The organism is Paenibacillus polymyxa M1, assembly GCF_000237325.1.
Lineage (GTDB): Bacteria > Bacillota > Bacilli > Paenibacillales > Paenibacillaceae > Paenibacillus > Paenibacillus polymyxa_C.
In genome coordinates this window covers 4,098,447-4,113,313 of record NC_017542.1, presented here as the reverse complement: position 1 = coordinate 4,113,313, position 14,867 = coordinate 4,098,447, and the positions used below count along the sequence as shown (strand labels likewise).

The 14,867-nt window shown below is 34.8% G+C and carries 20 protein-coding genes and 1 pseudogene; 20 read left to right on the top strand and 1 reads right to left on the bottom strand.

Translation table 11 applies throughout. From position 1 onward, the window contains the following. Window positions 1–611 precede the first annotated feature (611 nt). Window positions 612–1,067 (top strand): NUDIX hydrolase, encoded by a 456-nt coding sequence (locus tag PPM_RS18475; protein ID WP_016324597.1) that lies wholly within the window; start codon window positions 612–614, stop codon window positions 1,065–1,067. A gap of 250 nt (window positions 1,068–1,317) precedes the next feature. On the opposite strand, the gene PPM_RS18470 is transcribed toward PPM_RS18475, so the two are convergent. Further along, a complete protein-coding gene (locus tag PPM_RS18470) occupies window positions 1,318–2,067 on the bottom strand; it encodes an SDR family oxidoreductase (RefSeq protein WP_013372304.1) in 750 nt (249 codons plus the stop codon). A gap of 239 nt (window positions 2,068–2,306) precedes the next feature. Between PPM_RS18470 and PPM_RS18465 the strand changes: the two genes are divergently transcribed. The 19 genes and pseudogenes from PPM_RS18465 to PPM_RS18375 all read left to right on the top strand — a co-directional run bounded on the left by PPM_RS18465 (window position 2,307) and on the right by PPM_RS18375 (window position 14,705). Next, window positions 2,307–2,876, top strand: a complete 570-nt coding sequence (locus PPM_RS18465; RefSeq protein WP_016324596.1) for a TetR/AcrR family transcriptional regulator — start codon at window positions 2,307–2,309, stop codon at window positions 2,874–2,876. A 524-nt stretch (window positions 2,877–3,400) separates the two neighbouring features. Next, window positions 3,401–3,850: a GNAT family N-acetyltransferase gene (locus PPM_RS18460; RefSeq protein WP_013372301.1), complete on the top strand. Its 450-nt coding sequence runs from the start codon at window positions 3,401–3,403 to the stop codon at window positions 3,848–3,850. 88 nt (window positions 3,851–3,938) lie between these two features. After that, window positions 3,939–4,352, top strand: a complete 414-nt coding sequence (locus PPM_RS18455; protein ID WP_013372300.1) for a GNAT family N-acetyltransferase — start codon at window positions 3,939–3,941, stop codon at window positions 4,350–4,352. 188 nt (window positions 4,353–4,540) lie between these two features. After that, window positions 4,541–5,083, top strand: coding sequence for a DMP19 family protein (locus PPM_RS18450; protein ID WP_102163622.1), 543 nt, complete (start codon window positions 4,541–4,543; stop codon window positions 5,081–5,083). Between the two features lie 113 nt (window positions 5,084–5,196). Then, the gene (locus PPM_RS18445) at window positions 5,197–5,670 is read left to right on the top strand and encodes a hypothetical protein (RefSeq protein ID WP_013372298.1); all 474 of its coding nucleotides are present in this window, start codon (window positions 5,197–5,199) and stop codon (window positions 5,668–5,670) included. Window positions 5,671–5,853: 183 nt separating this feature from the next. Beyond that, window positions 5,854–6,384, top strand: a complete 531-nt coding sequence (locus PPM_RS18440; RefSeq protein ID WP_013372297.1) for a hypothetical protein — start codon at window positions 5,854–5,856, stop codon at window positions 6,382–6,384. Between the two features lie 197 nt (window positions 6,385–6,581). Continuing rightward, window positions 6,582–7,112, top strand: a complete 531-nt coding sequence (locus PPM_RS18435) for a hypothetical protein (protein WP_013372296.1) — start codon at window positions 6,582–6,584, stop codon at window positions 7,110–7,112. Between the two features lie 224 nt (window positions 7,113–7,336). Further along, complete coding sequence (locus tag PPM_RS18430) at window positions 7,337–7,783, top strand: hypothetical protein (protein WP_013372295.1); 447 nt, start codon at window positions 7,337–7,339, stop codon at window positions 7,781–7,783. A gap of 198 nt (window positions 7,784–7,981) precedes the next feature. Continuing rightward, complete coding sequence (locus tag PPM_RS30210) at window positions 7,982–8,209, top strand: hypothetical protein (protein WP_013372294.1); 228 nt, start codon at window positions 7,982–7,984, stop codon at window positions 8,207–8,209. Between the two features lie 2 nt (window positions 8,210–8,211). Continuing rightward, window positions 8,212–8,430 carry a hypothetical protein gene (locus PPM_RS30205; RefSeq protein ID WP_228392935.1) on the top strand — a complete coding sequence of 73 codons (219 nt, stop codon included), beginning with the start codon at window positions 8,212–8,214 and terminating at the stop codon, window positions 8,428–8,430. Further along, window positions 8,424–9,275 carry an aminoglycoside phosphotransferase family protein gene (locus tag PPM_RS18415; RefSeq protein WP_013372292.1) on the top strand — a complete coding sequence of 284 codons (852 nt, stop codon included), beginning with the start codon at window positions 8,424–8,426 and terminating at the stop codon, window positions 9,273–9,275. Before PPM_RS30205 ends, PPM_RS18415 begins: the two co-directional genes overlap by 7 nt. 629 nt (window positions 9,276–9,904) lie before the next feature. Further along, complete coding sequence (locus PPM_RS18410) at window positions 9,905–10,489, top strand: hypothetical protein (protein WP_228392867.1); 585 nt, start codon at window positions 9,905–9,907, stop codon at window positions 10,487–10,489. Between the two features lie 29 nt (window positions 10,490–10,518). After that, a complete protein-coding gene (locus PPM_RS18405) occupies window positions 10,519–11,142 on the top strand; it encodes a hypothetical protein (protein ID WP_013372290.1) in 624 nt (207 codons plus the stop codon). A 71-nt stretch (window positions 11,143–11,213) separates the two neighbouring features. Continuing rightward, window positions 11,214–11,639 (top strand): hypothetical protein, encoded by a 426-nt coding sequence (locus tag PPM_RS18400; RefSeq protein WP_013372289.1) that lies wholly within the window; start codon window positions 11,214–11,216, stop codon window positions 11,637–11,639. A 129-nt stretch (window positions 11,640–11,768) separates the two neighbouring features. Beyond that, a complete protein-coding gene (locus PPM_RS30200; protein ID WP_013372288.1) occupies window positions 11,769–11,966 on the top strand; it encodes a hypothetical protein in 198 nt (65 codons plus the stop codon). Between the two features lie 84 nt (window positions 11,967–12,050). After that, on the top strand, window positions 12,051–12,266 hold the full coding sequence (locus PPM_RS30195; RefSeq protein ID WP_013372287.1) for a hypothetical protein: 216 nt from the start codon (window positions 12,051–12,053) through the stop codon (window positions 12,264–12,266). Between the two features lie 48 nt (window positions 12,267–12,314). Then, window positions 12,315–13,196: pseudogene (locus PPM_RS18385) on the top strand (class I SAM-dependent methyltransferase). A 348-nt stretch (window positions 13,197–13,544) separates the two neighbouring features. Next, on the top strand, window positions 13,545–13,787 hold the full coding sequence (locus tag PPM_RS30190; protein WP_013372286.1) for a hypothetical protein: 243 nt from the start codon (window positions 13,545–13,547) through the stop codon (window positions 13,785–13,787). 186 nt (window positions 13,788–13,973) lie between these two features. Beyond that, a complete protein-coding gene (locus PPM_RS18375; protein ID WP_013372285.1) occupies window positions 13,974–14,705 on the top strand; it encodes a class I SAM-dependent methyltransferase in 732 nt (243 codons plus the stop codon). The last annotated feature ends 162 nt before the right edge of the window (window positions 14,706–14,867 follow it).

Here is a 14,867-nt window from a genome sequence, read left to right as displayed (position 1 = left end):
ATAGTTATGAATCCTACGTGGGCAGACACTTTAAGTTTTTTAAAAAAACTCGATGGAGATAAATTTACATTAGTTTTTTTGAGGTATCAGATACAGATTCAGCATTGGTTGGAGGCGGACCGGAATATTTTATAGTGTCTATTACAATTGATGGTAATATATATACTCTTATGAACGATAAACAGGGAAACGGTGAAATTCATCCGGTTGCTGGTGGCTAGTTAGGCAATTATTGCGATAACATTTGTATAGAATTAATTCCTATGCTTGAAGTAATAAAGTATTTTTATGAAACTGGAAAACTACTCGAAACACATAAATGGAAACGAGAATAATAATTACTTAACTCGAAAAAGGTCAACGTTATCTAACATAGCATTCAACTCATCTGGCCGAGACAAGCCCGACCCTTAGCCCCGGAAGATGCATCTCGGAGGAGCGAATTCACCGGACATATTCAACCGGTTAAGTGGAAGAGCCACCCGGCTACGTGCCTTATCCATTGACGAAAGTAGATTTTAGAAGTGAATCCGTCATATAACGTTAAATTCAAGCAGTGGCTCCTAACGGAGCCTTGGTCTGTTGGAGGATCTCGAAGGGGCGTGAAGATATTGAATTACATAAGAGAATTACGAGAGTTAGTAGGTACCCGACCTATAATTATGGCAGGAGCATGTGTGATTCTCATAGATGATGAGGGACGATTATTATTGCAGCAAAGAACTGACAATGGTCTATGGGGATTACCAGGAGGTTCAATGGAGCCTGGTGAGAATATGAAGGAGGTTGCAAGCCGGGAACTTTTTGAAGAGGTAGGCTTAAAAGCTGAAGAGTTAGAATTACTTGATATATTTTCAGGCCCGGAACTTTACTATCGATATCCGCATGGAGATGAAGTATATAACGTAGTTGCAGCTTATATATGTAAAGAATACAGTGGAATAATTAAAGGTGATGAAGCTGAAGTACAAGATATACGATTTTTTGATTTAAACAAGATACCCAATCAAATAAGTCCTCCCGACCTACCGATAATAACAAGATTTTTAAATGAAGTAAGATCATGAAAACATTTTTTAAGTAAATCGAGGATGTCCCCGACATCACCTAACAAAGGGCTGCTTGAACTTCAGGAATACCCAACGTTATGTGAAATCAACAAAATTATTTAAAAGGTAAAAGGTAAACATGGGTGTGACTGCTTGACGTTTCTTCTTACTTCACGAGCAAGTTACAATAAAAATGAACATGAAGTAGACGGAACTGAGTGTTTACTTCATGTTCGCCTAAATTTTTGAGAATTGAATTACAGATGGATCAATGGATCTTTGGAGGTTCAGAATTCATCGTATCGTTAAGCTGGGTCACAAAAACACCTTCGTTCGGGCCAGGGTTATTTCGAAACATTTTCGCTTCTTCCACCAGAACTTCGTCTGTATCCGTACCAAGTATCTTTATTGTTGCATCAATGAATGAATCAAGTGGCATCGCACGCGGTTCATCGTTGTTGCTTTGAACCCATGGAGGCACAATTTCTATTACTTTTACCGATGTGTCTTTAAGCATGTACCTTTGGGACAGCGTATAGGTGTGAAGTGCTGCCTTCGTCGCGGAGTATACAGCAGTTGTCGCTAACGGTACAAATCCAAGTATTGAAGTCGTGTTGATGACAACCGCTTCTTCTTTGGCCTTCAAATGCTCGATGAATGCAGAAGTCAACCGAATGGGGCCAAGCAAGTTTGTAGTGACAGTCGAAATCAAAACATCCTCATCGATCACGCCCGCCGCGTCATCGGACTGTATGATGCCGGCGTTGTTAATCAAGACATTAACATCCGGGTATTTTTCGATTAACTGCTTGGCGGTCGCCTTTATGCTGGCAGGATCTTGTACATTCAATTCCACTGCGGACATGCCGGGATTAGCTTTAATCGTCTCCTCCAGACGCTCTTTACGTCGACCGGAGATAATAACTTTATTTCCAAGATTGTGGAGAGCTTCTGCTAACGCACGTCCAATTCCCGAACCGCCGCCTGTAATAAAAATCGTGTTTCCTGTAAGTTTCAATTTTTAAACCTCCTAATTCAATATGATTTAAATCATTCAAAAGATTGTAAAACAATAGATTTCATGATTACAGCTCCTCCAGAATTGAACATATGTTGAATCATCAACATAAATTTTATAAAGTGAATGTATCAGAGCGGTATGTGGGGTTCAATGGTTAAAACAAGCGTGGTTGTTGATTTTTCAACAGAGGACTTCGAAATGTTCATTTTTTCGGATGGTACAAAGGGGAGAAGGATATGGACAGGCGTATTCAAAAATCGAGGCAAGCCATTATTGATGCTTTTATGAGGCTGATGTCAGAAAAGGAATTCGAGAGAATTACGATCAATCAAATTGCGGAGGAAGCGAATGTCAATCGCGGAACGGTTTATTTGCATTTCGCTGATAAGTACGATCTGCGCGATCAATGCATGGAAGCTCAAATTAAAGAGTTACTACGCAATTGTATGTCTGAAGATAACTTCTTTCATCTCCCTTCCAAAACCGCACTACTGCGTACGTTTGAATATTTGGAGCAGCATGCTTCATTCTACTCTATAATGCTGACGAACAAGGGAAGTACGGTTTTTCGAAACCAAATAGAGACAATGTTCCGGCAAAGTCTGTGCAAGCATCTGGATTCGATCAACCTCGATCAGGATATGAACAGGGACATTACGGTGCAATTTTTAATTTCAGCGGCAGTGGGGGTATTGGAATGGTGGATTACCCGTTCGGTGCCGTATCCGGCATCGGTCATAGTTGAACAATTTTGGAAATTGCTGAATTGTGGTGTCGAGGGAAACGAACCAACATCGTCCATTTGAGTCTCTAAATTTGAGGCTTTTTTGAGGCTGGCACCCATAATGAAGAGAATTCAAGTTGCATCTCTAATGGAGCCTAGGTCTGCGAGTTGGGTTTCGAAGAGGGATTTCAGCAGACAGACCCTTTGGGTTCATGAATACAGAAACGCTATCAGAAATTCTTGAATTACTAAAAACATAATAATTAGATCTCAAAAGTACTAAAAACTATAGTATAAAGAACGCGAAAGATCTGAGGTCATTTTATGGATATACTCTTTGCCAATTATGGGATTAATATAATTCGAAGAGATGCATATGAACTAATAATCAAACTACAAAATGAAAAAAGACTATATAAGAAATTTCGCTAATAAAAAAATTGCAGATTGATTTTGAATGCATAGTGAAGAAGTTCGGTAACTTCTGATAACATAATATTCAAGCATAAGAATCCTCACGGAGCCTTGACCTGCTGGGATGGAGTTCGAGGAGGCGTTTCAACAGACAACCCTGGAAAAAATAAAAAGACAATGGAGGTATGTTGGGTGTTGACATTAGAAAAAGCTAGAAAAAATGATGCTCAAAAACTTGCTGAAATACAAAAGGCCAGTTTTGAGGATGAATCAAAGTATTTTAATATTAACGAAACCGTTGGGCCCATAGGGTATGACTCCATAAGTTGGCAAGAAGAGATGATGCAAAATTGCGAATACTTCAAGGTACTCTTTAATGGAGAAATAATCGGGGGAGCTATGATATTTGTAGAATGTAATCAAGTGCATAATCTAGGAAGGATCTTTATTGATCCAAATTTTAAAAATCAAGGAATCGGAACGAAGATGATGGAGAAAATTGAAAGTGAATTTCCAGATAGCACTGAATGGTGGCTGGATACTCCTAGCTGGAGTGTGAAGAATCATCACTTCTATTCAAAGTGTGGGTTTACTAAAGTTAGAGAAGAAGGCGACTTATACATTTTTAAAAAGACTTTATAAACTTATGTACTGTACAACATTATGAGACATCAATGCTAAGTGTTACCAAGAAGATATTCAATGAAAAGCGTGAAAGGGAGGATTTACAATGCAGATTGATTTTGCAATTGAATCAGATTGCGAGTATATCTCGTTAAGAGACAAGCACATACATAAAACACTGATAAGACCAAAAATAAAAGAAAATGAAATCCTAATAATCAGAGAATCCAATCAAGAAATAGGTTGGATGAGATACGGTTTTTTTTTGGACAACACACCATTTATGAATATGATATGGATAGATGAGGAGTACAGAGGAACAGGTATTGGTAAAAAAGTTGTCCAGTATTGGGAAGAATTAATGAAACAAAAAGGATTTGAATTGGTTATGACCTCAACACAGTCGAATGAAGGAGCTCAACATTTTTATAGGAAGCTTGGGTATAAAGATGCTGGATGCTTAATGCTTGAGAACGAACCTCTGGAAATAATATTGACAAAGGAGTTGAACAAGAATTGACGTTGAGGAAATCAATGAAGGAAGTGACCTTTAAAATATAATAAATATTCAAGCTGCGTCTTCAATGGAGCCTAGGTCTGCGAGTTGGGTTTCGAAGAGAGATTTCAGCACACGGCCCCTTGGGGTTCATGGATACAGAAATATTAGACGACACCATGCAAAATCAAAATTAAGAAATCAAGGTGAATATGATGAGCACCCCAAATCATGTTATAAAGCTACTAATTCCGCCCCATAATAACTTTTCGGCTGCAGATCTTGTGGAACACATAGGTAGTGTTATCTACGGAGAAGAGGCTGGCTCAATAAGAGACATGATTTATGAGGTACCCGAATCTGTGCGGACTATTATTTTGTTAATAGACTTTGATACAGAATTAACAATGAATGGGATTCTTGGGTTTCTGGAAAATTCCACTGGAAAGTATTTGAATGAAACCATTTCTGCTTTAAAGCTAATTAAAGCAGAAAAAGATTTGTCTATTCTGGAGGAGATAAAAGAGCTCATTGAAGGTATTAATTTTAATGGGCAAATAAAAATAGAACCATACCAAGTTACAACATTTGAAGAGAGACATGACCTTAATGAAAGGATACTTGAAAGAATTAAAGAGTTGGCCGACGGACTGTATGTATATTCAATAGATAGAGATATTTTTGACTACCTAACTGGTTATCTTTCTGACAACTGGATTGTATTGTTGAAAGAGCTCAAAGATGTTTGTAAATAACTCGCAGAAGTGCGTAGTTTCAGAAGACAATCCTATTGGAATTCATAAATACAAGAACGTTATATGGATTATATGCAAAAATTAATTTTGTGAAATAATGAAAGGAAGCAAGAATGAAGAAATATATTGAATTTTATTTCTATTTACCATTTTTTGATTTGATAGATGATACAGATGGGGTGTTTAGTTTAGAGGAATTAATGAGACAACTAAATATAAGTTTTAATGTTATGGAATTATATAACCAGTATTTATCATATGGAGAGGGTGTCTCCAGAGTAGGGAAGGGAGATGTTTTTGTGTTTTTCACGAAATACGATAAGAATAGTTTTATATTAATAGATTTGTTCAATGATTTTACTGATCAACATAACATGGTGAAATTAGGAGTTCGTTGTGAAATTAAACATGATAAGCGAATAAGGTATATCCTCAATAATATTCACTTAAGGGCAGAGGCCAAAAGTAAAATGAATGAGAGTAATGATGATTTACTGAAGTTGGATATCAACAGTGAAGAATATCCAAAAGAAATTCGTTATGAGGATCATATATACATAAAGAATATCTATTATAACACCATATAGGCATTATGCCAGCAGTTAAAGATGACAGTTACATTATATTAACATAATATTCAAGTTGCGGCTCTCGAATGGAGCCTTGGTCTGCGAGATGGATTTCGAAGAGGAATTTCGCAGGTAACCCCTTTGGGGTTCATGAATACAGAGGTGTTAAATCACCATATAAACCAAGTGTTGGAGGATAGTATGACGAACACCATTTCATTACCAAAACAATTAAATGATGTAGTTGAACCCATAGGTATGTCAAATGGATTAACTTCAGTTTTTATCGAAATTTTAGCTATTAGTGGATCACTACTAGCTAAAACGAATCGAGAAAAAGAATTAATTATTTGGCTAGCACAAAGGGACCAGTCTGTAGTTGGAATAGGAACAGTTGGTTTTGATATTGATGAAATGCCTTGGACTATAGACTCTTTTGAAAGTGAGAAAGATTTTATACTAGATACTATTTCAAATGCAGCAGATGGTTTAGGGTGGGAGAAATTAAGCTATAAACCACGGCAAGATTGGGTTGTTAATTGTTTGAATCAATTTGGCTTAATGATTAAAGCATTCAATAAAGAAGAAGTTGACATGAATAATTATACAGAATGGTCAGAGATTGAAGAGGGGGATGATAACCCTACAATTCCAAGAGGATATCCCAAATGCGAAAAACATGGTATCTATTTAAATTGTCATGGATGTATACTTTGCAATAATGGAAGCTGAATTAAGGACTGTAGGTATTTCATGAAGATGGTAACAATCATATAACATAATATTCATGCTTCGGGTCATGCAGAGCTCTTGGTTTGCCAGAGAGATTTTAAAGAAGCCAGAGCAGACAGCAACCCCTGAGGGAGTTCATGAATATAAGAAACATTAGGCGAAATATGGTGGTCATACAACAAGTTCAGGGAGAAACCATGAAAATATCCTTAAATAAAGTAGATGAAAATAGACTTGATGTGCTGCCAGTAGATATGGAAATTGACATAAGAAAAGAATACAAAAATATAACAAGACATTCTGGGCGAATGGTCCATGTTATTGATTGGAGGATAGCTTTATATATAAACGGAAATAAGTTGGACGAAGATGAAGTGTTTGTTGAAGAAGAGTTTTTAAAATCATTAATTTGTCCAGGAAAGTATCCTATGTTCACTTGTACTTGCGGTATATTCGGTTGTGGTGGATACTATGTTGAAGTCAATCATAAGGATGATAGATTGTTTTGGTTAACTGAGCAATCGCCTTTTAAGGAACAATTCGTTAAGACTTCTAATAAATTTGCTTTCTCTTGGAACCAAATAATCGATTTTTTAGAAGAATTAATACATAAATTTGATGAACTAAAGAGCATTATGATTACGCATGACTTGAATTTTCAATATGATGTAGAAATATATAGAGAATTAATTAAAGAGATGAAAGGGCGAGCAAATTATAATAAATGATTAAATCAGATAAGAAAAGTTACAATGCTTCGCCTTTTTTATGCTAAAGCCGAGGTAAGTCGATCCTTGGTTTTGGGAGCACTAGGCGATGAAGTGACTGTCGAGACAGCCCTGCACTGATTAACCGCATCACGCCAGGCATTCGGTCTTTAAGCCAGTGAGGATTCGTGAATATAAGAATGTCATATGAAATCTATGTGAGATAATCAACAAAGGAGAAACCAATGACAACGATAAATACTCTACAAACTAAACTTTCCAGCCGATATGATGAATTTGACCCAGAACAAGATGAGAATAAGAACACAAAATTTGCAGATTTAATTATTGATGGAAGATCACTTTACCAAATGCTCAAGAAACACGATCTGGTTCCATCCTTAGGATGGGGAAGCGAAGATCACCAAAAAGAAATGATTCAATACTTTTTGCTAAAAAAACCACATGAGCATATGTATTATAGATATCCAATACTTGTATGTCCTTGGTGTGGAGATGAAGAGTGTGGTTATATCTCAGTGAAAATTGACAGAGAGGAAGAAATTGTAGTATGGAAGGATTTCAAGTTGGAGCATGAGAACAAACCAATAAATATAGGTCCTTTTTATTTTGAATGGGCAAACTATGAAAGAGTCATTCATGATACTTTTGGAATAATAGAAAAACAATAATGTACACTGATTCGAAGAAGCAAAGACATCACTTAACATCATATTCAAGCAAAGCAGCGACTCATACGGTGCCTTGGTCTGTGGAATAGATTCCGGGAAGGCATTTAGCAGACTACCTCTTATGCGCCATTTGTTAAAAATAATAGAGAAAAGGTGTGCGAAACCTCAGTAAATTAAATACGGTATGGAAGTGAATTGATGGAGGGACCAATCATAACTTGTAAAAGTATAGGCGTATATGCTCATGCACTTACAAGGGGCAATAAATACATCGTAAAAAAAGAAGATGGGGATAAGTATAGAATTATTGGAAACCATGGAAAAGTAGTTTGGATATCAAAAGCTCATTTTATTGAAGGAAATATAGAAGTCCCTTATTTAGAAAAATGGAAGTTTGATGATGATCCAAAGAGTTTGATTTGGTAGAGGTGACCCTTACTTTTTCGGATGGAAGTAAACGATGGAGTTTGGTGACAACCCCTCGAAAATTATTAAACTACTTCAAAAAAGAAATGGAAATACCAGGACTTAATATTAAACATCTAATTATAGCGAAGACAATCGACCACGATGATATTGAAAAAATATTAAAATATTTAGAGGCCAATGATGAATTAACAGAAGCAAGCAAAGCGTTTGAATGTTAATTTGGAGAGAGCAAACGCAACGCCTTGTTGCTCGAAGAAAGGGACAAATTATGATAGGTGAATTACTTGGTATTGGTAATACTGCAAGTGTCTATGAATGGGGGAAAACCGAAGTAATAAAGATTTTTCATGATCAAAGCCGCTCAATGCACGAGGCAAAAAAGGAAGCAAAAAATGCTGAGATTATAAATAACTTAAATCTTAGAGCACCTAATTATTCTGGCCTTTTGGAGTATGAGGGCACGTCGTGTCTTATTTATGAGAAAATTGATGGGCCAACAATGCTAAAACAAATAGAACCAACGAAATTAAGTGTTTCTCATTATGCTAAGCTAATGGCGCAACTTCATTTTGAATTACATAATATTGAGATCAAATTTAATTCAAATCTAAAAACTGAATTAACCAACAAAATTAATACTGCTGAAGTGATTAAAGAATATGAGAAGCAAATTGCTATAGATGTTCTTAATGTATTGCCTGAAGGTAATGCACTTTGTCATTATGATTTTCACCCCGGCAACATTATCCTTTCATCCAATGGGCCTATAATTATTGATTGGATGAATGTTTTGGTTGGTAATCAAGCGGCAGATGTTACTAGAACTTCGATGATGATACAATCACACGCACTACCGTCTAATGCTCCCAGTTGGCTAATTAAGAGCGAATATCGTGAATTTTTTAATAGAGAGTATCTAAGAGAGTATTTAATGCTATCTGGAATGAACCCAAAAGTCCTTGAGGAATGGATGGCACCAACTTTAGCGGCTCGAGTATGTGAAGTAAACGGTGAAGATCGGAATGAAGTTATAGATAAATTACAAACCATTATAAAAAATTAATGTGGGCTAACGTCCTGTTTGTATTTGAGCAGTCAGCCCTATTGCAACTTAAGCCTCTCCGGTTCGTAGGTACAAAAACGTTATCAGAAAATCTCTAGTCCTCAAAAAACAATAGAAAGAGGGATAGAAATTACAAAACTAATTGCAATAATACGAAGAAACCTTTTTACCATTAACATATTGCCAATAGTTATATTTCATCTAACTTTGTTACCTATTTGGATGTTGATAAATGTTTTTGAAGAATTGTGGATTGTTACTTTCTTTTCTGCAATGGGAACAACCATAATTATTCCTTTTTGTTTAGTAGTTATTAATGGTTGGTTCAATAAAGATCATAACAATTATTACTTTATAGAGAACTGGATATTAATATCAATTTCAACATTACTATCACATGCCCTAAACTACAGAATTGGGGACTATCCTCTCAAAGTATATTGTATCCTGATTCAGAAACATTATTAATATTGAAATGGGAAGTTATAATTTCTTTATTGATAGTTTTAATAATGAGTTGCATGCAACAGATCGAATTGAATAATACGAAAAAAGTATAATAAAGAATATATAGAATCAACATCTTGGGAGTATTGTTATAGGAAAGGGATGCAAATTATAAAAAGAAGGTGTTTAAGTTGTTTGGTTTATTTAAGAAAAAGAAAACAATATTTGAAGTTCAACTAAACCAACTTTCTGAATTGGGCATCTTCATGAGATTAGATTTAAAAAAAGAATTATTTTTAGAAGAAACTTCAAGAATTGAATATGAAGAAGATCCCTACAACTTGCTACTACTTACTTTAGGTGGAGAAGTTGAAGTCAATGGTGAATTTATAAATGTATCTGATGAAATTTGGTATTTGGATGCTGAATGTATTGAGGACCATGGAGACTATGCAAGAGTAATAATGCGGTTAAAAAATATGACAAAACTTAATTTAAATAAGATAACGGATTACGTAGATATTCAGAATAGTACTGCATGGGCCTCCTTTGAATATGAGAATGAACTTACAAGATGGGAAATGAAAGTAGATGATGATTGGTTGGATATGGAGATATTCAAGAAATTTAATGAGTTAACACAGACTGAACAATCCATGAAATTGTATATTTCAATTTTAGATCAAGGCTGCCTAGTGGGCTATTTTAATCAAGAACAAGTGATCGAATTAAATAAATTAACAAAATATAAATTTGAAGAGTATTAGTGAGATATGACTAAAAAGGAGCCAAAACAATGAGTGAATTGACTTCAGGAAGTTTATCACTATTGAAATATAAAGAGGCAATTCTTGAGCATGATCCTGTATACGCGGAGGATTTAAATGACAAATGGTTTGTTTTTATAACCAAAGATACAGAAGAAAGTGAAGAAATTCCGGAAAGCCTATTTCAAATTTCAGGAAAAATCCCAGTGTTATATTTTTATAATTTTGAAGATCACTGTTGGGGATACCGTGTAGTTTACAATTTACAAGAGATAGCAAGTCTTCATATATCATATGTTTTATTAGATACTTCAATTATTAAGCTTGCAGAAGAAAGATATCCAGAGGAAGATCACATTGAATTTTTATATGTAGACCCTAGAGGGGACAAAATCAGAATTGAATTAATTGAAGAAGTTCTGAGATCTAATGAATACAATGAGAAAATAGCAAAACAGTTTACAAATTGCAATCTAAAAACATTTAGATTTTTTGAACTGGATAATGAACAAATAAAACAATTAGACGATATTTTGAATAATAATTATTATACACAATTAGAATCTGAGCATCAATTAGTAGAAGAGTTTAAAGAATTATTAAACATTGAGGAAATGAGTTGGATACGAGCAGATAGAATGAACGAAGATTAGAAGCAAATAGATAGTGAGGACTCGTGAAATACAAGAACGTTAGGTGAAACGCGGAGTGTTAGGAGGTTTGCATGAATTACGATGAAGTAGCGAATGAAGTATTCTTTAAAGATGGAAGTCTAAGGGACATTTATATATTGGATACAGACATCCAAATATGGGCTATAATTTTTGAGTATTTGGAAAGCAATGAAATTAATTATCGAGTGACTATAGATGGGTTAATAACTAAAATTAGAGATATTGCTGAATTGTTAAGAATTAAAAGAGAAGCAAGTATTGGGGTAACTATTGAATATAATGAAATTGATATTTGTGGGTATTTGTATGAAGGAAGTGTTATTGAATTTGATATTTCACCAATACAGATAGACTCAGAGAAAAAAATAGATGTACTCATGAATCTTCTAAAAGACCTAAGTCGAAAACTAAACAAAACGATAATTATAACTCCAGAAATGACTATGGAAGAGGTATTAGTTCGAGTAGAGCCCTAAAGGGAAATTGAATTAAGTAATTCACACTGTGGTCGCTTTCGCTTCCTTGGTCTACGAAGGCGTCGGGCGTTATGGCCACAGAAACATTATCAGAAATACGACAAAATACTTTATGGGGTGATGGATCTTATGGATGTAAAAAAACTAAGAGATTGGGTAGACAAACACAATATAAGAAACCGGGCATTAGAAGCTTTTTGGCTTAATTTAAATACCTACAAGCTCGAGGAGCCTGAGCAATTTGATGAGTTGTTTTGGGACTATGATAAAGATTATTTAAAGATTTTAATAGAGGATTTTTCCTTACATATCAAGAGTTTGGAATAATTAGACCCAAGCAATAGAGATCTTGAGTATGTTGAAGTGAAAATTAGAATCGAATATAGAACAAGTCATATAGGTTATTATAGGATGATTTTCAATCTAGATGGTACGGTAGAGGATGATTTTTTTATTTCTGAATGGACTGGATTGAGGTTATATCAGACAAGAGCCTTATTAGAGGATATTAAAGAAGAAATAGAAGCTGAAAGAAAAAATGGAGAAATAACAGAAAAAGAGGCTATTAAGTTAAAGGAAATAATAGATGAGAAGAAGGACATGATTAGAAAGGAATTTAGTCATTAGAGCAAGTTGTCGGAGAAGCGACGTAATAAAATAACTAGGGGGATTTTTATGTCTGAATATTATTGGGACAATAAAATTGATTACCTACGAAATACCCGCTGGTTGTACTATAACGATGATTATTTGGAATTTCTTATACAAAAGGTGTGGAAGATAAATAAACCTGTAGAGATCGTAGATTATGGATGCCGATTTGGATATTTGGGACTAAAGCTTCTTCCATTGCTACCAAATGGATCAACATATACTGGCATTGACAAAGGCATGGAATTAATAAAGCAAGCCAATGAAATATTTTCGAAACTCTCTTATAATGCTGAATTTATAGAGTGTGATATTGAAAAAGTGGAATTAGAAAAGAAGTATGACATAGCAGTCAGTCATGCTTTTTTATTACATATGCCTAATCCAAAGAGCATTCTACAGAAGATGGTTAATTGTGTTCAGGATAATGGGATGGTTATCTGTTTTGAACCACACTGGATTGGTAATATGGCGAATTATTATTTAGATGGAATTGAACAAAGCAATGTCATTCGGTTAGGTATTCTACAGGAGTTATATGAGAGAGATCATAAGCGTACAGATAAAGACGGAAATATAGGCATCCAAATACCGATCATGCTAAGCCAGCTAGGCTTAAGAAATATAGGGTGTAGGGTTAGCGATAAGGTGAACTTTCTTGATTAGAATATGGACTCGGAAAGTAAAAACATGCTTTATAGTTCTTTGAAAGAAGAAGGCTTGGGACAAGAACCTAATGATATTTCAGAGGTACTCAAAAATTTATTGGCCAGAGTATTAAACGAAATGGAAGCTCAAAAACAATATGAAGCAGAAGCAACTTTTTCTGAAGAGTTCAGTGATAAATCTTGGTTAGTATATGCACCTAATATGAAGATTTCTATTGGTACAGTACAGAGACTTTAAAAGTAGGATGTATTCAAAAAACATAATTGGGAGGTTATATGGGCACAGATATTTGGTTTTTGTAGAGAAAAGGCACTTCAGAGACGAATATGAACAGATTGATGGTACTTGGAGAAAAATTAAAAAGAGTAAGGCAGAATTAAATGATACTGCTATTTGGGTAAGTGCAATAAGTGGAATGTTAACCCAGATTACTATCTATATCCTGAAGACAAGACTGCTAAATTGAAACCAAGTGATCCTTATGAATTTTATAGTGGCGATAGGAACTATGATTTATTCAGTATTCTATCGAATACTAGGAATGATCATAATCTAAAGTTTCTATCTTTGCCAAGAGGTCTTCCGGTGGATATCTCCCCTGAATTGAGTGAAGTTGCATTCGAGGATAAAGATGATTTTTATGACCACAGTTGGCTATTATTGAAGGATTTAATTAATTTTAAATGGGATGAAAATTATTATTGTGATCAATTTATGGAATATAGAAATATTATGGATACATGTTCGGGTTTCATCAATGAAACAATTCCAAAATTATCGAAATTAGGGAATGCTGAAGATGTAAGAGTGATTTTCTGGTTTGGTTAGTACAGAATATTCATTTTATTTAGATGGTTAATTATGGGCATTAGAATGTTAGACTCAAAAATCTTATATCATAATATTTGGTCTGCGGCTCCTTATGGAGCTAGGTCTCCAAGATGGATTTCGGCGAGAGATTTTCAGCAGACAACCCTTGAGTTCGTGTGAATACAGAGACGTTAAAGATAAAACATGCAGAAAGCTCGTGGTGAGAACTTGGATAAGGTAGAGAATATAAGATTAGAAGAGAAGAAGTATCATGATTTCTGTTATGACAATTACAATTTGTTTGAGTCCGGTTCTTGGTTACATAGACCGGTACAAACGGTATTGGACCTTCTAGCTGAATATAAAGATTACGATAATCTATCGGTGCTTGATTTAGGAGCTGGAATTGGTAGAAATAGTATTCCTATAGCTGAATCCATGAAGATTAGAAAAGGAAAAGTAGTTTGCGTGGATTTATTAAAGTCTGCTATTGATAAATTGGAAAATTATAGTAGAAAGTATGGTGTCGAACAATTTATTGAAACAAAATTATCTGATATTGAAAACTTCAATATTAAACAAGATGAGTATGACATTATAATAGCTGTATCTGCTTTGGAGCATGTAAGATCGGAAAGGGAAATGGAATTAAAAATTGAAGAAATGACTACAGGAACAAAAATAAATGGAACCAATTGCATTGTTGTTGGAACGAATATAAAAGAGATGAGAATGAAGGATGCACAACAATTAGAGCCAATGTTTGAAGTAAATATCTCGACTGAAAGTATGATGGAATTATTAAGACATCACTACATTGGATGGGAAGTTAAAAAACGATTAGTAAAGCAACTGGAATATGAAATTGAAAGAAATAAACAACTCGTGAAACTATCAATGGATTGTATAACCTTTGTAGCTAAGAAATTAGTGTAAGTCAGTACAATGAAGTCTGGAAGGAGTCATCTAATAAAAGTTTCACACATCAGGCTAACGCCCTCAGTCTGACAGAGGAATTTTGGGGAATGGATTTAGCCAGACACATCCGATTAGCGGCAGATCTCGCGAACACAGAAACATTATAGGAAAGCAGTGCGA

What these genes read in the sequence shown, in the direction of transcription:
- PPM_RS18465 (WP_016324596.1), top strand. Translation starts at nt 2,307, where the DNA reads ATGGACAGGCGTATTCAAAAATCGAGGCAAGCCATTATTGATGCTTTT.
- PPM_RS18455 (WP_013372300.1), top strand. Translation starts at nt 3,939, where the DNA reads ATGCAGATTGATTTTGCAATTGAATCAGATTGCGAGTATATCTCGTTA.
- PPM_RS18450 (WP_102163622.1), top strand. Translation starts at nt 4,541, where the DNA reads ATGATGAGCACCCCAAATCATGTTATAAAGCTACTAATTCCGCCCCAT.
- PPM_RS18445 (WP_013372298.1), top strand. Translation starts at nt 5,197, where the DNA reads ATGAAGAAATATATTGAATTTTATTTCTATTTACCATTTTTTGATTTG.
- PPM_RS18440 (WP_013372297.1), top strand. Translation starts at nt 5,854, where the DNA reads ATGACGAACACCATTTCATTACCAAAACAATTAAATGATGTAGTTGAA.
- PPM_RS18435 (WP_013372296.1), top strand. Translation starts at nt 6,582, where the DNA reads ATGAAAATATCCTTAAATAAAGTAGATGAAAATAGACTTGATGTGCTG.
- PPM_RS18430 (WP_013372295.1), top strand. Translation starts at nt 7,337, where the DNA reads ATGACAACGATAAATACTCTACAAACTAAACTTTCCAGCCGATATGAT.
- PPM_RS30210 (WP_013372294.1), top strand. Translation starts at nt 7,982, where the DNA reads ATGGAGGGACCAATCATAACTTGTAAAAGTATAGGCGTATATGCTCAT.
- PPM_RS18415 (WP_013372292.1), top strand. Translation starts at nt 8,424, where the DNA reads ATGTTAATTTGGAGAGAGCAAACGCAACGCCTTGTTGCTCGAAGAAAG.
- PPM_RS18405 (WP_013372290.1), top strand. Translation starts at nt 10,519, where the DNA reads ATGAGTGAATTGACTTCAGGAAGTTTATCACTATTGAAATATAAAGAG.
- PPM_RS18400 (WP_013372289.1), top strand. Translation starts at nt 11,214, where the DNA reads ATGAATTACGATGAAGTAGCGAATGAAGTATTCTTTAAAGATGGAAGT.
- PPM_RS30200 (WP_013372288.1), top strand. Translation starts at nt 11,769, where the DNA reads ATGGATGTAAAAAAACTAAGAGATTGGGTAGACAAACACAATATAAGA.
- PPM_RS30195 (WP_013372287.1), top strand. Translation starts at nt 12,051, where the DNA reads ATGATTTTCAATCTAGATGGTACGGTAGAGGATGATTTTTTTATTTCT.
- PPM_RS18375 (WP_013372285.1), top strand. Translation starts at nt 13,974, where the DNA reads ATGCAGAAAGCTCGTGGTGAGAACTTGGATAAGGTAGAGAATATAAGA.